We start from the raw sequence: 18690 nt of genomic DNA on the forward strand, positions 1-18690 counted from the left end.
AGTGAGGGTAATGTTTGTTGGCGTGTTAAATCTAAATGATGTGATAAATTCATAAAAAAATGAGTGTATTTGCATACACTCATTTTTACAGCAATTTATCTTTTTTTGCTTAACTGACTGGCATTACGCTATAAAAGCGGCTTTTCCACATCTGTAACTAATTAACCAAGTTTTTTAGTTACATAGTCAATCGCTGATTGAACAGTTGTGATTTCGTTTGAATCTTCATCAGGAATCGTGATGTCGAAGTCATTTTCGAAAGACATAACAAGTTCAACTAGGTCTAAAGAATCCGCACCCAAATCATCTGTGAAAGATGCTTCGTTTTTGATTTCTTCAGCACGTAAACCTAATTGTTCAGCGACTGCTTGCTTAACGCGTTGTTCGATATCGCTCACAGGAATTCTCCTCATTGCTCGTGGCGTTTTTTAATGCCGTTAGTGTAATTGAATATAAAAAAATTTAAAAGTTTAATAGCTTAGGATTAAGCCATATACAACCCACCATTTACATGTAATACATTACCTGTAATGTAACTGGATTTATCACTCGCAAGGAAGCTGACCGCATTTGCGATGTCTTGAGGTTCGCCTAGACGACCAAGTGCAACTTGCTCACTCATTTTCTTACGAATTTCTTCACTTAACTGATCAGTCATCTCAGTTGCAATAAAGCCTGGTGCTACACAGTTCACCGTAATTTGACGACTACCCATTTCTTTTGCCAGACTGCGACTGAACGCTTCAATCCCTGCTTTAGCAGCAGAATAGTTTGCCTGACCTGGGTTTGCAAAATGTGCAACTACAGAACTGATGTTAATAATGCGACCAAAACGTGCACGAGTCATACCTTTCAATACACGTTTAGATAAACGATAAACTGCTTTTAAATGAATATTTAAAATATCATCCCAGTCATCTTCTGACATGCGTAGTAACAAGTTATCACGCGTAATACCCGCATTGTTCACCAATACCAATACTGAACCATACTTTTGCTCAATATCAGAAACCAATTGCTCAATCGCTTCAGCATTACGCACATCAAGTACAGCACCTGTACCGTTGTCTGCAAATTGCTGAGTCAATTTCTCTGCGCCAGATTCAGAAGTCGCTGTACCTACCACAAAAAAACCGTCTTGAATCAGTTGTTGCGCAATCGCAGCACCAATACCGCGACTTGCGCCTGTAACTAATGCAACTTTTCGTTCTTGTGTCATACAATTTTTCCTTCTGCCACTAAAACAGCACTTAGGGCATCTTCAATGCGACTTTTACTGTCAATCGCAAATGTTTTTTCAATATTTGGTAAACGTTTAGCCAAATTGCTCAGCACTGTACCTGGACCACATTCAACAATATAACCAATGCCTTGATCTTGTAGATACTGCATGGTCTTCGTCCATTGCACAGACTGATACAATTGTGCAGTTAAAGCTTGACGCACAGCTGCAACATCTGTTGCTGCCTGAGCATTTACATTTTGTATTACAGGAATACGGGGTAGCTCAATGGCAGTTTGTTCCAAAGCCTGTGCGAATTGTTCAGCAGCAGGTTTCATTAAAGAACAATGTGATGGTACAGATACAGGTAATGCAATTGCCTTGCCATTTTGTGCTTTTGCTTCTGCCATCACGGCTTGTACAAGCGCTGTTGTACCCGCAATAACAACCTGACCTTGAGAATTATAGTTCGCCGCTTCAACTGAACCTGTTGCACCAGCACTTGCTTGTTGGCAAAGTGCAACAACTTGATCATCTGCCAAGCCTAAAATTGCTGCCATTGCACCCTCACCTTGAGGAACGGCACTTTGCATCAACTTACCGCGCAAATTCACCAATTTCACAGCATCTGCCAAAGTCATTGATTCAGCAGCAACCAATGCGCTGTATTCACCCAATGAGTGACCTGCTAAATATTTAGGTGCAACACCACCTAAATCCAGCCAAGTGCGCCACAATGCAATACTTGCTGTTAACAATACAGGTTGAGTATTTTCTGTTTGATCTAAACCTTCACCTGTTTGAGCAATATGCCACAAGTCAAAACCTAATGCCTCAGAAGCTTCTGCAAAAGTGTCTTGAACACCACTAAACTGCTCTGCGATTTCGGCGAGCATGCCGACTTTCTGTGAGCCTTGACCAGGAAACACAAATGCAGTTTTAGTTGCTTGAACCACTTGCTCGAGTCGTTTAGCAGACATATAAGAGTCCTTTTTTGTCTTCTATTGAAGTTCGGTTCTGCAATTTAACATTAAATTTCACGATTTTTAATTGCCAAATACAACATTTACTTCAATAAAAAAGGGAAGCTTTCGCTTCCCTTTTTCTCACTAAGCCCAAGGCTTAATGCAAACCGATTATTCAGCAGATGCTTTAGCGAATAATTGGCGACCACGGTATAAACCGTCTTTAGTTACGTGGTGACGACGATGAGTCTCACCAGTAGTTTGGTCTACAGTTAATGCATTCTCAGTTAAAGCGTCATGTGAACGGCGCATGTCACGGCGAGAGCGACTTTTACGGTTTTGCTGAACGGCCATGATGGCTCCTTACAAATCGAAAATATGGATCAGAACAAATTCAATTGTCTTATACGCAAGAGTATAACACAAAAATTAGTTAAGTTTACCCTTCAAACTTGCCAAAACATCAAACGGGTTATCCCGCTTCTCTTCAACAAGCTCTTCAATGGCAGGTTGGTGCTTATGTTCACAAGCATCATGCTTAGGAGACAAAGGCATCAACAATAACAATTCATCTTCTATCAGAGAAAGTAAATCAGCAGTCGCAGGCGCATCATAGCTACCTTTCGTCGTTGCTTCACTTTCACCTAAGACGATGAAATCAGCTTCCTCATCCAAGCGCTCTATCAGTGACTCATCATCCACTAGAGCTAGATGAAAATCTGAAACGAGTTCAATATTAACCGCGTCTAAACAACGCTGACATTCCATTGGAACAGTCGTTTCAACGTGACCATCTAACCATACAATGCGATGATACGCATCCATTGATAGCTTACAGTCTATGTTAATCAATTGATCATCAATTGATCCAACAGCTTCACGGGCAATACGAGCAAAGCGAGACAATGGCAGGGTACCTGACCATGTAAAGCCTTGTTCAGCCCATTTAAACGGCTCAATCTGTGCCGGAAAGGTATTTGCTGACATAATTAAGGCGGCAATTCTACAAATTCATCAGTACTCTGTCAAAGATTAAGATACAATTTTGTACTTATTTAGACAGACCATTTTGGGTAACACAGTCATGCATCTGTTGCAGCCGCAAACAGAAGTGAATAAAAAATCACTTGTTAGCACACTTTCAACTGTTCATTTTGACATTTCACCAGACCAAGTGCAACGTTTGGCATGGGCGAATTTACAGACAGAAACTGAACATGTTGACTGGCTCATCTTACACTTTAATCAGTGGTTTTCCCACCACAATGTGATTTTATTCAAAGGTGGTGATGAACCTGAATATTTTCCAGCAACCCCAGATAGTCCTGCCAAAATTCAGTTTGCCCACGGTTTTTTTAACAGTGCGCTACATGAGATCAGTCACTGGACGATTGCAGGGGCAAAGCGTCGGCTACTGCCAGATTTAGGTTACTGGTATGCGCCTGATGGTCGCACTCAAGAACAACAAAACTTGTTTGAACAGGTTGAAATCATCCCTCAAGCCATTGAATGGTTATTTGCCGTTGCCTTTGGTCGGAAATTTCGGGTTTCACTCGATAATCTAACGGGTGATGGCGGAGATGGTTGCCAGTTTAAAGACAATGTCTATGCTCAGGTACAACGCTATTTTTCTGGTGAAGCACGTTTGCCACGAGATGCCGCACATTTTATTGCGTGTATCTGTTTATACACACGCAATGGCAAAAGTTTACATGCAGATGAGTTTTGTCGCGAAATGTTAGATTAAAAATCCATTGAATAACAAACAACATTGCACCTTTATATGCAATCGTTCCATAATATAAGCAAGCGTAGCACTTCGGAGAGCAACCATGCTTCACTTACGAATTCATCCAGAAAATCCGCAACCGCGACTTATTCAACAGGCGGTTGAGCGAATTCGTGCAGGCGATGTTGTCGTCTACCCAACCGATGCCGCTTATGCGATTGGCTGTCAAATCGGAAATAAAAGTGCTATGGAACGAATTGCACAAATTCGTAACTTGGGCAATAAACATCAGTACGCGATTATTTGCAGTGATTTGTCCGATATTGCGACTTTTGCGAAAGTCGATAATGCAACTTATCGTCTACTCAAGGCCAATACTCCAGCCATTACCACCTATATTTTGACTGCGACCAGTGAAGTCCCTCGCCGTTTAATGCATCCAAAGAAAAAAACCATTGGCTTACGTGTTCCCAGTAACCCAATCTGTCAAATGTTACTCAAGGAACTTGGTGAACCGCTATTAACCAGTACACTCATCCTTCCCGATCAAAGTGATCCTCTCGATGATCCGTATGATATTGAAATGCAACTCGGTAAACGCATTGATGTGTTTATTGATGGCGGTTTTGGTACGCTCACCACAACCAGTATTGTCGATTTATCTGGAGATTCGCCTGTCGTGATTCGTCGAGGTATCGGGGATGTCAGTATGTTTGAATAGCGACTGATTTAACCTTTTATCATTTTTATCGGAAATATTGCTTATTTTCATTTCATTCGATCTGCGAATGTCATAAAATATTCATCTTTAGCAGAATTGGAATTTATTTCTCTTCTGCTTTTTTTCAAGCTGTAGAACTTCATGCCTTTGAAAATTCGCGTGGCCTAATATTGTAATGAATCAAGTGCTTCACTCCGTTATGGAATCTGCTCCACACATCCGTGTATTGGATGAATGGCAGGAGACCATTCCTGAAGATTTATATATTCCTCCTTCTGCTTTCGAAATTTTACTCGATCACTTCGAGGGACCACTCGACTTTTTAATTTACCTGATTCAAAAAAACGGCTTTGATCTGCTACAACTCGATATCGCTCCGATTGCTAGCCAATACTTGCAATATATGGATGCAATGAAGTCACTGAATATTGAGTTAACCGCAGATTACATGGTGATGGCTGCCTTATTGGCAGATCTCAAATCTCGCCTGTTACTACCAAAACCAAAACATATCGAACTCGAAAAAGATCCGAAACAACAACTGATTGACCGTTTAGAAACCTATTTACGGATTAAAAAAGCAGCCGAGCAGCTTGGTCAGTTTTCTATTCTTGAGCGTGACACCTTTAATATCAATGTCAACTTAGGTCAGAGTACGGCTGTTTATGAAGGCTATAGCGCTGATTTACTTAAAGATGCTTTATTTTGTGTCTTTAATCGCCCCGAACCTGTGATTCATCAGGTGAAGCAAGAGCCTGTTTTGCTCGAAGAACGCATTGCTTATATTGAACAGTTAATTCAGTCGGGTGAAATCCTTGACTTCTCAGCACTACTCAAACCAAGCCAAGGTAAAATGGGCATGGTGGTGACCTTTATGGCGATTTTAGAGCTAACACGCCAACAAAAAATCCAGATTGTTGCTACAGGCATTGAAGCACCGCTTGCGATCCAAGGGGCAACTGCATGACCATTGAAAATATGAGCATGTCGATTGATGAGTTGCATCATGAAGTGCTAATGCAACTTGAAGCGATTATTTTCGCGAGCGACGCACCTGTTTCCATCGCTCGCTTAAAAGAAGCATTTCAGGATCAATATACTAAACAACAATTACGACAGTTTTTACAGCAACTTGCTGTATTACAACATGGTCGTTCGATTGAACTGATTGAAACTGCACAGGGCTTTCGTTTCCAAGTCCGTGCCAAATATCGACAGGTGATTACTCAAACTTGGCCTGAACGACCAACACGATTATCACCCTCTCTGCTTGAAACACTGGCGGTGGTGGCCTACCACCAACCTGTGACTCGCGCAGATATTGAACAAATTCGCGGAGTGACCAATAACAGTCAGATTTTGCGTACATTATTTGACTTTAACTGGATTAAAGAATCTGGTTTTCGTGAACTCCCTGGACGACCGGCGCTGTTGATTACAACGCCCCAATTTTTAAACGCTTTTGGTTTAGCTTCGCTAAGCCAGTTGCCTCCCCTGCAGGATGCCAAGGAAGCTTTCATGACACTTGATGCCCAAGCAGCAAAGTCGTGAATAGGTGGACTGTTGATTGATTAATTCTAAGGTTATGCTGTCATGAGTGAAAAACTACAGAAAGTTTTAGCGCGTATTGGTTTGGGTTCTCGCCGTTATATGGAAGAAGTCATTGCCGCTGGTCGTGTAAGTGTGAATGGTAAAATTGCCCAAGTGGGTGAGCGTATTGAACCGACAGATGAACTCCGTATTGATGGACGTAAAGTTCAGTTTCAAGTGGAAGATGAAATCCGTCGCCGCGTCTTGGTTTACTACAAACCAGAAGGTGAAATCTGTTCGCGTAACGATCCAGAAAAACGCCCGACTGTATTTGACAATTTACCGCAAATTTCCAATGACCGCTGGGTTATGGTCGGTCGTCTAGATATTAACAGTACAGGCTTATTGCTATTCACAAACGATGGTGAACTTGCCAACCGTTTGATGCACCCTTCAAATGAAATTGAACGTGAATATGCCGTACGTGTGATGGGTGAAGTGACGCCTCAAATGCGCAACACTTTGCTGAAAGGTGTCACACTGGATGACGGCCCTGCAAAATTTGAATCTTTCTCAGACTTGGGTGGTGAAGGGATTAACCGCTGGTATCAAGTTGTGGTGAAAGAAGGACGTAACCGTGAAGTCCGTCGTTTGTTTGAATCGCAAGGTTTGAAAGTGAGCCGTCTGTTACGTACTCGCTATGGTTCAATTACCTTACCTCGCGAATTACGTACAGGTCGTTGGACAGAGCTTGATAAACAAGATATCGACAACTTGGTGAAATTGGTTGAACTCAAACCACGTCAAGGTACTGGCTTATTTGGTATGGCAAAGCGTCGTGCTGAACGTATGACCGAAAAACCAATGTCAGCACGTCGTGGTGGTTTCCTCCGTCAACAGCGTCGTGACAGCGACAGCCCACAGCAACCACAAAACAATTCTGGTTTTGGTAACGGGAATGGTCAACAACAACGCCGACCTGCTGGTCAAGGCAAGAGCTTCAAAAAGTTCTAATTCTTTGTTTTACCTTTATGTCTCAGCTTGAGGCATAAAGGTCTTCTCTCCTCGCTATTTTCAATACTTCAATTTAAATAATCTATTATTTCTAAAATAACTAAAAATCAATTTCAATTATCCGAATTAGTAAATGATAATTATTTACATTACAATGAGCCACACTTTTGCAGTAGGTCTCACTATAAGGATAATTTCATGCTTAAATTTTTTTGCTTTAGCTGCTTAAGCAGTCTGATCTTACTCACAGGCTGTAGCAGCATGCCTAATGAACATTCACACAACCTCGCTCAACGAGGTGAACAAGATGGTCTTAAAGGGATTCGCCCACGTTTGCAACACATTCAGAATGACGAACAAAAAAATCAATATTTACAAGCTTATCAAGCAGGTTTGAGTCAATTCTGCCAACCAAAGCATATTTTAGATGTCAGTTTAAAAGGCGATAACAATTACCAGAACTGCCCGACAGAACAACAAACAGTACTTGCTCCAATCTATCAAGTTGGACACCAGTATTTTTATAGCAAAAAAACAACTGCGTGATTTAGAGCGCAATCAAGCCAAACAAGGCAATCATTCTAGCCACCAATCTTCAGACTCAAGTTACCATAGCCATAGTAGTAGCATGAGTAGTACCTCAGGCAATTTTGATCAAATGGATGTGCAACAAAACCTAGCGGATGCTCAACACAACCTCGAAATTGCTCAACAGCAAGTTGAAGCTCTAATGCAAATCAATCACTGGAATTAAAGTTTAGCCCATAAAAAAAGATGAGCCATAAAACTCATCTTTTTATACAGGCTATTTTTAGCATCAAGCCGCTAAAACAGGCACATCAATCCATAAGGCTTCTGGGAAATGTTCTGCCAAATACGCTTTGAGTAATTGCTGAGTATCTTGAGCAATCACTTCATCTTGTGAGTCATCATTCAGGTTATAAGCCAAGGCATATAATGGAATTTGACGGGCTTTTAATGCTTCAAGGCTCAGCAAAGTATGATTAATACTGCCTAAACGACCAGAAGACACTAAAATCACAGGATAATTCTGCTGTTTCACAAAATCGATGGTCAGCAAACGACGAGTCAAAGGCACCATTAAACCACCCGCGCCCTCAAGCAAAACTACATCATAGCGCTGAGCTAAAGTTTCAGTTGCTGCATTGATTTTTGCAAAATCAATCTCACGCCCATCCAGCTCACTCGCCAAATGCGGCGATGCAGGATAAGTAAAAATTTCAGGCATGGTCAGCTTTTCATGATCTTCTGGCAGCCAACCTGTTGCCATGATTTCACGATGCTTTTCCAGATCTTCAGAAACATCAACATTACCTGTTTGAATCAGCTTTTGAGTAATGACTTTTTGCTGCTGCTCTGCCAAGGTTTTTGCCAAAAATCCCGTGGCGAAGGTTTTCCCAATTCCTGTATCGATACCACTGATAAAATAAACTTGGGCGCTCATGTCAACCTCCGAGCAATGATATAAATTGGATGATAAGTCAGTGGATACTGCTGCTTGGACTGCACTGCTTTAAGCGCTGCATAGTCAGCATAAAACTGTTGCAAACGTTGCTTAGTCCATGAAAAGTCACGATTGGTTGCCGTCACGCCTGTAGCTTTCAGATGCTTCAATACATCGCGCGGTTGGGCAAACTCAAGTTCAATCAGTTCCTGTTCAGCATGTACCACTTCAAAACCTTGTTGCTCAAGCAGGCTTTGCAACTGTTCGAGAGGTAAGTAATCCAAGCCTTGCCCGATCAATTCTTTGATTTGGCATAAATTCTGTGAGCCAAAAGTTGAAAAACACAACCAACCTTGGGCATTGAGCGCTGCATGGATTTTGGCAAAAACCGCCGATAAATCCTGCATCCATTGCAATGCTGAGCTTGAGACCACTGCTGAAAGTTGATTTGGAAATGCTATCTTTTCAGCATCGCCAATACAAAATTCGACCTGTTGTTCAGGAAAAAACTCCATCACTTCAGCATACAGGTCATTCACCACATAACGCTGCACAGCAAACTGCTGTTGCAACAGATGGGTCAATGTCCCTGAACCACAGCCGATTTCAAAAATACGGGACAATTGTTCAGGACAAAACTGCTGCATCAACTGAGCAAGATGCTCACAGATCTGCTGCTGTGCCACCGCTTGCAGCGTATAGGTTTCACGTGCTTTAGCAAAACGCTGCTGGATCACGCTTTTATCGAGTGAACTCATTTGATTCACAACCATTGTACCAAGACTTCTAGCGCATCTTGCTGGGTTTGCGCCGTCAGCGATATCCGTAACCGTGCAGCATTTTTCGGAACTGTTGGCGGGCGCACAGGCATCACATAAAAACCATGTTGCTGTAAGTCTTTTGCTTTTGCCACAGCTTGATCACTCGCACCAATTACAATCGGCACAATATGCGTGGTCGATGGGCTGTCATAACCACGTGCCAAGACTTGTTGCTGTAAATAATGACTGGTCTGTGCCAAATGCTGACGCTCAGCCGTTAAACCTTGCATATGTTCAAAAATAAATTTCGTCCATGCAATATTCACAGGTGGCAAAGCGGTACTAAAAATCAGCGGGCGCATGCTATTGATCAGATAAGCTTTAATGATTGGATCACACAGCAAATAACCACCGACTGAAGCAATCGCTTTGCCAAATGTACCGACCAAGAAATCAATTTCTTCAATACATTGATGCTGTTCTGCACAGCCCAAGCCACGTTCACCACGCACACCAATCGCATGCGCTTCATCAACATACAGCATAACTTTTGCGAATTGATGTTTAATCGCCACCAGTGCGGTGAGATCAGTTTCATCACCATCCATACTGAAAATACTTTCAGTCACCACGATAATCCGATCAAGCTCGGTATCATCGTGGTATTTTTCAAGCAAGCTGTGTAAATGTTGCAAATCATTATGGCGATAACGCACATATTTGGCAGCACTCAAACGAATACCATCAATCATACTGGCATGAACTAATTTATCTGCCAAAATCAGGGTTTTACTATCCGTAACCGCAGGTAAAATCCCGACATTCATGTGATAACCACTATTGAACAATAACGCTGCGCGCCTAGCAAACGCTTGCGAAAGACTTTGCTCCAAGTCGGCATATTCAGGGAAATTTCCTGTCAGCAAACGCGAAGATGAACTACTCAAGTAGCACTCTGCCACTGGATACTGGGCAAAAAACTGCTCGCGTAAACTCACTTCTGCAGCAAGTCCCAAATAGTCATTCGATGACAGGTTCAGCATCTGCTGCCCTGCAATTTCGATGTACTGTCCGTGCTGGCGGTTTTCAGTAAACTGGCGATAGTTGCCTTGTTGTTTTAATTGATCAAGCTGTGCTGCATAGTGTTCAAGCAGTGACATGCGCTTCTCCTGAGGTTATTGCTGCGACCACCGCTTTAAGTTCACGTAATAAAATTTCTAATTCTTCGGGGCGAATCACATACGGCGGCATGACATAGACTAGTTTGCCAAATGGACGCACCCAAATCCCACGTGCGACAAATTGCTGTTGCAGGCTTGCCATATTGACCGCTTCTGTCAGTTCCACCACACCAATTGCACCGAGTACACGAACATCAGCCACATGCTCCAAGTCAGCAAGTGGCGCTAAACCTTGAGTGAGATGCTGTTCAATACGCTGAATATTGGCTTGCCAGTCTTGCGACAACAGCAACTTGGTGCTGGCGACTGCCACAGCACATGCGAGTGGATTTGCCATGAAGGTTGGGCCATGCATAAACACGCCTGCTTCACCTTTGGAAATAGTTTCTGCTACATGTCGCGTGGTTAAAGTCGCTGCCAGTGTCATGTAACCACCCGTCAGACCTTTACCAATACACATGATGTCAGGTTCAACCCCCGCATGTTCCCATGCAAAGAGCTTGCCTGTACGGCCAAAACCTGTCGCGATTTCATCAAAAATCAGCAAAATATTGTATTTTTCACAAAGCAGTTTGGCTTGGCGCAAATATTCAGGATGATAAAAACGCATCCCGCCCGCACCTTGCACAATCGGCTCAATAATCAGTGCCGCAATATTTTGATGCTGTTGTTCTAAGGTTTTTGCCAGTTCAGCAATATCTTCTGGATTCCATTCACCGTCAAAACGGCTTTGCGGTGCAGGGACAAAATAACGAATCGGCAAACATGAGCCAAAAATCTGATGCATACCTGTCACAGGGTCACACACCGACATAGCATTCCATGTATCGCCGTGATAACCCGAACGCGTGGTAATAAAATTGGTCTTTTGCTGCTGCCCTTGTGCTGTCCAGTATTGCACGGCCATTTTCAATGCAACTTCAACCGACACCGAACCTGAGTCTGCATAGAAAATTTTATCGAGTGATGGTGGCACAATTTCAAGCAGTGCCTTACCCAGTTCAATCGCAGGATCATGGGTAAATCCACCAAACATGATATGTGACATGCGTTGCAACTGATCAGTCACTGCCTGATTCAGGACAGGATGATTATAGCCATGAATCGCACACCACCAAGACGACATCCCATCGATGAGTTGGCGACCATCTTCAAGCTCAATGGTCGAGGCGAATGCCTGCTTCACCTTAAATGTGGGTAATGGATTAATCATTGATGTATATGGATGCCATATATGTTCTGCATCAAATAAATCCGTCATCCAAATACCGCCTTTTTAACCTCAATGTCGCCAATCTTAATCCGTTTTTAACATGGATGCGATTGCCAGATCAGTCAAATTCAAACAAACGATGCTTCAGTCACCCATTGACCAATTTGCTCAGCAGTCAGTTCAGGATGAGTCACAGGAAAGGCATGACTCAGATTTTCCAGCATCACAATATGGGCAGCTTCAACCGTAATATCAGGGGCTTTTTGCAAAATCTGGCAAGGAATGACTACATCTTGCTCAGCAAAGATAAAATAAGCTGAATTGGCAAATTCCAACCATTTGTCTGCCAAGTTTAAATCACGCAGCATGATCAAGCCTTGCATTAAAAGCGCATGATCAGGTGGATTTGCACTATTTTGTAAGTTCAGCCAATGCTGTTTCGCCTGTGCATCACCACGGCAAATATTCAGATAAAAACGTTTGAGTGTTGCTTGAGGATGTTGCTGAAAGGCTTGGAAAAATTGAGAAAATTCAGTTTCAGGCATGGCACAAGGCCAGTTTTCTTGTGCCACAAAGCAGGGATTACTGGCTAAGTTAATCAGTGTTTTGTGCTGTCCTGTGAGTTGTTGATAAACATCGACCAGCAGCAACGCCAATTGCCCACCGAGTGACCAACCAATCACCACATCAACTTCGGCAACACGGGAAAGCATCTGTTGTTTTTGAATGGGGTCAAACCAGTCAAAAATATCCACCAGTTCAACCCGATGCCCAACTTGCTGCAATGCCTGCTGCAATGGCATCAGGGGCGCAGTTCCCACACCCCATCCAGTAATCAGCAAGATTTTCTTTGGCATCGCCCTGTTCTCAACTACAACTCTGTGCTTAGCAGTATAAGACAAAGCATTTATGATCGATGTGCAAGATCTACCATTTTTAGCGTGACTAACACACTAAAGAGGTTGCCTCTGACTGTGATACGGCTTGCTGTGCAGGCGCAGCAATCACGCTCATTTCTGCCTCTGGCAAGGTTCGCGGACAGTCACGATTGAAATGCGTTCCGCGACTTTCCTGACGTTGCAGCGCACTATGCACCATGAGCATTGCAGTCAAAAGCATTGGATATTGCTGCTCAGTCATCAGCCACCAGTGATTGAGCTGTGCATACAAATACTGCATGCCTGCAAAATCACGCTGAATGCCAAAATACTGGGTCATTTTCTGCTGTAATCGCGCAACATCAAAATCATCTTCCAGTTCAAACTGGGTAGCAACCGCAGTGAAATTTGGCTGTACCAGTTTTGCTTCAGATTTTGGAACTTGCCATTCATCTTGCTGGACAATCGCTTGTGCAACATCACGCCCCATCACCATACATTCAAGCAATGAATTACTGGCTAAACGGTTCGCGCCATGTAAACCTGTACAGGACACTTCGCCAATTGCAAACAGATTTTCAAGATCGGTGTGCCCAATCGCATCGGTTAATACACCACCACAGGCATAATGCGCGGCAGGTGCAACTGGAATCGGTTGCTGACTGATGTCCAAACCTTGTTCAAGACAATGCTGATAAATCGAAGGAAAATGCTCGGTAATAAAGGCTTTTTCCAAATGGGTCATATCCAGCAAAACAGGCTGTTGTTGCTGTTTCTGAATTTGATCGGCAATCGCACGCGCCACAATATCGCGTGGCGCAAGTTCTAAGCGCTCATCATAGGCAGGCATAAAACGCTCGCCCTGCTGATTACGCAAGATACCACCTTCACCGCGCAAGGCTTCAGAAATCAGGAATGTTTTACTACCTTTCAGCGCCAATGCTGTTGGATGAAACTGGATAAATTCCAGATTGGCAACGCGACAACCTGCCTGCCATGCCAGTGCCACACCATCACCTGTAGAAGTTTCAGGATTGGTGGTGAGTTCAAATAGCTGACCTGTGCCGCCAGTCGCTAAAATCACATATTTAGCAAAAACTTGTACCGACTGTTGCGCTGCATCTTTAAGTTCAGCCCCATAGCAGCGCTGATCTTCTACATAAAGCTGTTGTAAACGATGCTCAGTTAAACAGGTGACATTGTGTTTTTGTGCGAGTTGCTGTTGCAAAGTCTGGGTAACCGACCAACCTGTATGATCGGCAGCATGCACAATACGACGCTGCCCATGTCCACCTTCACGGGTCAAATGCAAGTTTTGATCGTGGTAGGTAAATGGCACGCCAAACTGGCAGAGCCAGTCAATCGCTTGCGCCGCATGCGATAGAATGTGCGTGGTATTTTCCACATGACACAATCCCGCACCTGCGACTAGCGTATCTTGAACATGTTCATCGACAGTATCTTGCGGGTCAAGTACCGCGGCGATGCCACCTTGTGCCATATTACTGGAACAGGTGTTTAAATCCTGCTTCGCCAATAGGGCAATTTTAAACTGTTCAGGCAAAGACAGTGCTACGGTAAGCCCCGCCAAGCCTGCGCCCACAATTAAAACATCATAATGTTGAATATTTTGCTTCATGTTGTGTTGCCAGCCATTGTTGAAATTGAGCCAGACCTGCACCCAATTGTTGATGCTGTTGATGATAGTTTTTATAGGCTTCTGAAAAATCTAACATCCGTTGAATTGGTGCACGCGCTTCTTCAATCAGCGCGGCATCAAGTTGAACTTCCTGACTGTGGTCACGCAGCACTTTTGCGCAGGCTGCCAAACCATTCATAGCCATCCACGGGCAAAAAGCACAGGATTTACAAGTCGCTCCATTCCCCGCAGTCGGTGCAGCAAAGAATTTTTTGTGCGGTGCTTGTTTTTGCATTTCATGCAAAATACCTTGATCAGTCGCCACAATAAATTCTTGTTCTGGACGTTGCACTGCTGCATTGAGTAATTTACTGGTTGAACCCACCACGTCGGCAAGTGCCACTACTTCAGCAGGTGATTCAGGATGTACCAAAACAATCGCTTTAGGATGCTGCTGTTTTAAATGGGTCAGCTCAATCCCTTTGAACTCGTTATGCACGATACATGAACCTTGCCAAAGCAGCATGTCTGCGCCTGTTTTATCTTGGATATATTGCCCAAGATGACGGTCAGGCCCCCAAATAATTTTTTTGCCTTGGCTATGTAAATGCTCAACGATTTCAATCGCAATGGACGAGGTGACCACCCAGTCTGCATGCGCTTTGACTTCAGCACTGGTGTTGGCATAAACCACCACGGTACGGTCAGGATGTTCATCACAAAATTGTTTAAATTCATCGGCTGGACAGCCCAAATCGAGAGAACAAGTGGCGTCCAAATCTGGCATCAATACAGTTTTTTGTGGGCTGAGAATCTTGGCAGTTTCTCCCATAAAACGCACACCCACGACCAGTAAAGTATCGGCAGGATGGTTTTTACAGAATTTCGCCATTTCGAGTGAGTCGCCCACCATGCCCCCTGTTGCGAGTGCAAGGTCTTGCAGTTCAGGCTCAACATAGTAATGCGCCACCATCACCGCATTATGCTGTTTCAACAGTTCACGAATTTCTTCTTGGTATTGCTGAATTTCTGTCGCATTTAATGGTGCTGGCACCTTTGCCCATGCTTCATGTAACGTACAGGCATTGCTTTGCTGAGCATCAACGGCTGACTCAATATGTGCCTGCATATAGTCTAAGCTTGGCTTTTCATAAGGATAGCTAGCCAAATGTTCCTTCATAACGGCGTTCCAACGATGATTGTCCGAGCAATTATGCTCATAGTGAGTATATAAATTCAAACGCTTTTTGCTCAAAAAGAGCATAAATAATGTTAAATGACTGTTGTTTATGTATTTATTTTTTATATAGCAAAAGCGTGTAGAGAATGTACGTAAAGGTTTTGTTTCATCCAATATTTCTCATACAATAAACCCGATAGCAACAAACATAAGACCAAAGATGCAGTCACATGTCCATTTAGAACCTTCCCCTTCTCAAGAAACCGCAACCGAACTGGTCGCGGTTTTAATTGCGGTGACTAACTTTTCCGCACGGGTACTCACGATTCAAGATGGCACACTTTTACCTTTTGGGCCGCTCACCCCAATTCACCACTCACTTCAAGCAGGCGCACGCACTTGGGTACAACAACAAACCGAGCAGCCGCTTGGCTATATGGAGCAGCTTTACACTTTCGTTGACATTAAGCGTTCACAAGACTCAAAGCATCCTGTGGTTTATATTAGTTACTTAGGTTTAGTCAAAGAAGCCGACGAGAAAAATCTAAAACTGGCTGCAAAATGGCACGATTGGTATGAATATTTTCCATGGGAAGATCGTCGCAGCAAACATGCCGAAGAAGTTTGCCAGCAAATTTTGCCTAAAATTCAAGACTGGGTGGACTCTGCCGCCTCAGTCTACTTGCGCCAAGCACGTCAACAACGTATGAATTTATGTTGGGGACTGTCCAACTACGAATGGCTCGAAGAAAACACACTGCTTCGTTATGAACTGATGTATGAATCTGGCTTAATCGCTGAATCACCGTATTATGATGCCCGCCTGCCTGAATCCATTACAGGCAAAGCCATGCACAATCACCATCGTCGTGTTCTTGCCACTGCCATGTCACGTTTACGTTCTAAATTACAGTACCGACCTGTGATTTTTGAATTAATGCCACCCGAATTCACTTTGTACCAATTACAACAAAGTATTCAGGCACTCAGTGGTGTGGAGCTACACAAACAGAATTTTCGCCGCCTGATTCACAACCAAAATCTAGTTGAACCGACAGGTAAAGAAGCGATTCCTGAACGGGGTCGCCCTGCACAGCTTTATCGCTTCAAAAAAAATGTGCATCAGGAAAGTTTACTTTCAGGTTACAAACTCCCGATTATGAACAACTAATTTGCTGTTTTTGATCAAAAGTTAAATAGTAAATATTGATCAATTTACTATTTAACTCAAAATGGATATAAATCCAGATAGTCTCGTACCAAAAATCACAGAAAATAAATCATAAGATATTGAAATTTATATTCTTATTTAAAATAAAAACACCCTATTCTCAATCCTATCTTTTTACTTCTGCTCAAAATCAGCACGATTGTTAAAATTTATACCCAGTATTTGTGCTAAAAATTAATATTTGCGTGTTGGATAGTGAACAATATATACTCCGTTTGAGCATATATTGGAGAGATTCGTCATGCGTTATGCATTGCCAGATGTGTTACTTCAACCACTGGTTCAATCCGCATTAAGGGAAGACTTGGGACGACGCGGAGATATTACCTCCGAAGCCACCATTGATTCACAGCAAACCACTGAATTACATATCATTGCACGTGAAGCGGGTATTGTGTGTGGTGTTCAACTGGCTCGTCTTGCCTTTGCACTTATGGACCCAGCAATTGAGTTTAAAGCACAGTTGCAAGATGGTGATGTCTTGGAAAAAGGCAGCATCATTGCAAGTATTCAAGGTAATGCACAAGCCATTTTAAGTGCTGAACGTACCGCTTTAAATTTCTTAACCCATTTAAGCGGCATTGCCACCACCACCCATGAATTGCAAAGCAGTATTTCCCATACGTCAGCAAAAATTACCTGTACACGTAAAACCATTCCTGGTTTACGCGACGTACAAAAATATGCAGTGCGTGTAGGCGGTGGTCGCAATCACCGTATGGGTCTTGATGATGCCATTCTGATTAAAGACAATCATATTGCTTTAGCAGGCGGTGACATTACTCAAACCATTCAACGTGCTAAAGCTTATGCAGGACATTTGATTACCGTTGAAGTTGAAGTCGATACCCTTGAGCAGCTTGAAGAAGTTCTCAAAGAAGGCGTGTCTTTGGTTCTTCTAGACAACATGAGTCTAGAGCAATTGCGTACAGCCGTCGCGATGTGTCAAGGTAAAGCACAAACTGAAGCTTCGGGTGGCATTACCCCTGAAACAGCAGCCAGCATTGCAGAAACAGGGGTCGATTTCTTGGCGCTTGGTTATGTGACTCACAGTGCTCGTTATTTGGATATTGGCTTAGATTACGTCTAGCTTAAATTCAGGATAGCTTGTAACAAAATTTAGGCGTTGCAAGCTATCTCATATTCTCTAAAATGAACGATATCAAGTCATTTAGAGTGAGATTATGACCGTCTTTCGTGCACTCTTGGCCAGTTGTACTATTACAGGCTTAATCACCATCAGTCCTTTCGTTTTTGCCAAAAAAGAAAGTGACAATTTACTCACCGCAATTCAAAAGCAATGGGTTGGACAAAAAGCGCCCGCGTTCAAACTACAAGATCAACAAGGTCAGTGGCACCAACTTTCTCAATACAAAGGTCAATGGGTTGTCCTGTATTTCTACCCGAAAGACAATTCACCTGGCTGTACCCAAGAAGCCAATCAATTTAAAGCGCTTTATCCTCAATTTATTAAAAACAATGCTGTCGTCTTGGGTGTCAGCCTTGATGATGTGAAGTCACATCAAAAATTTTCAGAAAAGCTCAATCTTCCCTTTCCAATTTTGGCTGATGATCAACATAAACTTGCCAAACTGTTTGGGATTGTACGCAATTTAGGTTTTACTCAAATCGCCAAGCGTGAAAGCTTTTTAATCGACCCGAAAGGAACGATTGTTTATCACTATACCAGTGTAGACACACAAACCCATGCTGTACAGGTTTTACAAGATATTCAAAAGTTTAGCCAATAAAAAAAGCAGCCTTCGGGCCATTGCTGTCCCATAGTTTGCTTTAAATAAAAAAACCTGAGTCCTAACAGTTAAAATATGAGTGTAAACAAACACTTTAACGACCAGGATTCAGGTTTTGTCACATCAGAATACCGTATTTTATGAGCTAATTAAACCTGTTGTGCGACAGGATTTTGAACAACTTGCTAAAGTACACCATGTTGGACAGAA

22 protein-coding genes are annotated in these 18690 nt (G+C 42.9%); 10 read left to right on the top strand and 12 right to left on the bottom strand.

The genetic code is table 11. From position 1 onward, the window contains the following. Positions 1–161 precede the first annotated feature (161 nt). The 5 genes from acpP to GBN19_RS11735 all read right to left on the bottom strand — a co-directional run bounded on the left by acpP (position 162) and on the right by GBN19_RS11735 (position 3174). Entirely contained in the window at positions 162–398 is a 237-nt protein-coding gene (gene acpP / locus GBN19_RS11715; protein WP_004750816.1) for an acyl carrier protein, read from the bottom strand. An 86-nt stretch (positions 399–484) separates the two neighbouring features. Next, positions 485–1219: a 3-oxoacyl-ACP reductase FabG gene (gene fabG, locus GBN19_RS11720; protein WP_111895770.1), complete on the bottom strand. Its 735-nt coding sequence runs from the start codon at positions 1217–1219 to the stop codon at positions 485–487. Then, a complete protein-coding gene (gene fabD / locus GBN19_RS11725; RefSeq protein WP_151778265.1) occupies positions 1216–2202 on the bottom strand; it encodes an ACP S-malonyltransferase in 987 nt (328 codons plus the stop codon). Before fabD ends, fabG begins: the two co-directional genes overlap by 4 nt. Before the next feature lie 156 nt (positions 2203–2358). Then, entirely contained in the window at positions 2359–2541 is a 183-nt protein-coding gene (gene rpmF / locus GBN19_RS11730) for a 50S ribosomal protein L32 (RefSeq protein WP_151778266.1), read from the bottom strand. A 75-nt stretch (positions 2542–2616) separates the two neighbouring features. Next, positions 2617–3174, bottom strand: a complete 558-nt coding sequence (locus GBN19_RS11735; RefSeq protein ID WP_111895767.1) for a YceD family protein — start codon at positions 3172–3174, stop codon at positions 2617–2619. 97 nt (positions 3175–3271) lie between these two features. Between GBN19_RS11735 and GBN19_RS11740 the strand changes: the two genes are divergently transcribed. The 7 genes from GBN19_RS11740 (at position 3272) to GBN19_RS16250 (ending at position 7935) form a co-directional block, all read left to right on the top strand. Beyond that, entirely contained in the window at positions 3272–3934 is a 663-nt protein-coding gene (locus GBN19_RS11740) for an elongation factor P hydroxylase (RefSeq protein ID WP_151778267.1), read from the top strand. An 85-nt stretch (positions 3935–4019) separates the two neighbouring features. Continuing rightward, complete coding sequence (locus GBN19_RS11745) at positions 4020–4637, top strand: L-threonylcarbamoyladenylate synthase (RefSeq protein WP_151708903.1); 618 nt, start codon at positions 4020–4022, stop codon at positions 4635–4637. A 175-nt stretch (positions 4638–4812) separates the two neighbouring features. Continuing rightward, positions 4813–5604: a segregation and condensation protein A gene (locus tag GBN19_RS11750; RefSeq protein ID WP_151778268.1), complete on the top strand. Its 792-nt coding sequence runs from the start codon at positions 4813–4815 to the stop codon at positions 5602–5604. Continuing rightward, complete coding sequence (scpB, locus tag GBN19_RS11755; RefSeq protein ID WP_151778269.1) at positions 5601–6188, top strand: SMC-Scp complex subunit ScpB; 588 nt, start codon at positions 5601–5603, stop codon at positions 6186–6188. Before GBN19_RS11750 ends, scpB begins: the two co-directional genes overlap by 4 nt. A gap of 42 nt (positions 6189–6230) precedes the next feature. After that, entirely contained in the window at positions 6231–7181 is a 951-nt protein-coding gene (gene rluB, locus GBN19_RS11760) for a 23S rRNA pseudouridine(2605) synthase RluB (RefSeq protein ID WP_151778270.1), read from the top strand. A 198-nt stretch (positions 7182–7379) separates the two neighbouring features. Next, positions 7380–7727, top strand: a complete 348-nt coding sequence (locus GBN19_RS11765) for a DUF2799 domain-containing protein (protein ID WP_151778271.1) — start codon at positions 7380–7382, stop codon at positions 7725–7727. A gap of 82 nt (positions 7728–7809) precedes the next feature. Continuing rightward, on the top strand, positions 7810–7935 hold the full coding sequence (locus GBN19_RS16250) for a hypothetical protein (protein ID WP_266095387.1): 126 nt from the start codon (positions 7810–7812) through the stop codon (positions 7933–7935). A gap of 63 nt (positions 7936–7998) precedes the next feature. Here the strand turns inward: GBN19_RS16250 and bioD are convergent, their stop codons facing one another. The 7 genes from bioD to nadA form a co-directional block, all read right to left on the bottom strand. After that, a complete protein-coding gene (bioD, locus tag GBN19_RS11770; RefSeq protein ID WP_151778272.1) occupies positions 7999–8646 on the bottom strand; it encodes a dethiobiotin synthase in 648 nt (215 codons plus the stop codon). Then, positions 8643–9419 carry a malonyl-ACP O-methyltransferase BioC gene (gene bioC / locus GBN19_RS11775; protein ID WP_151778273.1) on the bottom strand — a complete coding sequence of 259 codons (777 nt, stop codon included), beginning with the start codon at positions 9417–9419 and terminating at the stop codon, positions 8643–8645. Before bioC ends, bioD begins: the two co-directional genes overlap by 4 nt. After that, entirely contained in the window at positions 9410–10567 is a 1158-nt protein-coding gene (locus tag GBN19_RS11780; protein WP_151778274.1) for an 8-amino-7-oxononanoate synthase, read from the bottom strand. The genes bioC and GBN19_RS11780 overlap by 10 nt, the downstream gene beginning before the upstream one ends. Beyond that, positions 10554–11849, bottom strand: a complete 1296-nt coding sequence (gene bioA, locus GBN19_RS11785; RefSeq protein ID WP_151778275.1) for an adenosylmethionine--8-amino-7-oxononanoate transaminase — start codon at positions 11847–11849, stop codon at positions 10554–10556. Before bioA ends, GBN19_RS11780 begins: the two co-directional genes overlap by 14 nt. A gap of 80 nt (positions 11850–11929) precedes the next feature. Further along, entirely contained in the window at positions 11930–12658 is a 729-nt protein-coding gene (locus GBN19_RS11790) for an alpha/beta fold hydrolase (protein WP_151778276.1), read from the bottom strand. A gap of 88 nt (positions 12659–12746) precedes the next feature. Continuing rightward, complete coding sequence (gene nadB / locus GBN19_RS11795; protein ID WP_151778277.1) at positions 12747–14318, bottom strand: L-aspartate oxidase; 1572 nt, start codon at positions 14316–14318, stop codon at positions 12747–12749. Next, positions 14293–15447, bottom strand: a complete 1155-nt coding sequence (gene nadA / locus GBN19_RS11800) for a quinolinate synthase NadA (protein ID WP_171494481.1) — start codon at positions 15445–15447, stop codon at positions 14293–14295. Before nadA ends, nadB begins: the two co-directional genes overlap by 26 nt. A gap of 271 nt (positions 15448–15718) precedes the next feature. On the opposite strand from nadA, the gene GBN19_RS11805 reads away from it, so the two are divergent. The 3 genes from GBN19_RS11805 to GBN19_RS11815 all read left to right on the top strand — a co-directional run bounded on the left by GBN19_RS11805 (position 15719) and on the right by GBN19_RS11815 (position 18480). Further along, positions 15719–16669 (top strand): NUDIX hydrolase, encoded by a 951-nt coding sequence (locus GBN19_RS11805; protein WP_151778279.1) that lies wholly within the window; start codon positions 15719–15721, stop codon positions 16667–16669. A 301-nt stretch (positions 16670–16970) separates the two neighbouring features. Then, a complete protein-coding gene (gene nadC, locus GBN19_RS11810; RefSeq protein ID WP_151778280.1) occupies positions 16971–17819 on the top strand; it encodes a carboxylating nicotinate-nucleotide diphosphorylase in 849 nt (282 codons plus the stop codon). A 94-nt stretch (positions 17820–17913) separates the two neighbouring features. Then, positions 17914–18480, top strand: a complete 567-nt coding sequence (locus GBN19_RS11815; RefSeq protein WP_151778281.1) for a peroxiredoxin — start codon at positions 17914–17916, stop codon at positions 18478–18480. The last annotated feature ends 210 nt before the right edge of the window (positions 18481–18690 follow it).

Source organism: Acinetobacter brisouii (assembly GCF_008993995.1).
In the GTDB taxonomy this organism is placed as follows: domain Bacteria; phylum Pseudomonadota; class Gammaproteobacteria; order Pseudomonadales; family Moraxellaceae; genus Acinetobacter; species Acinetobacter brisouii_A.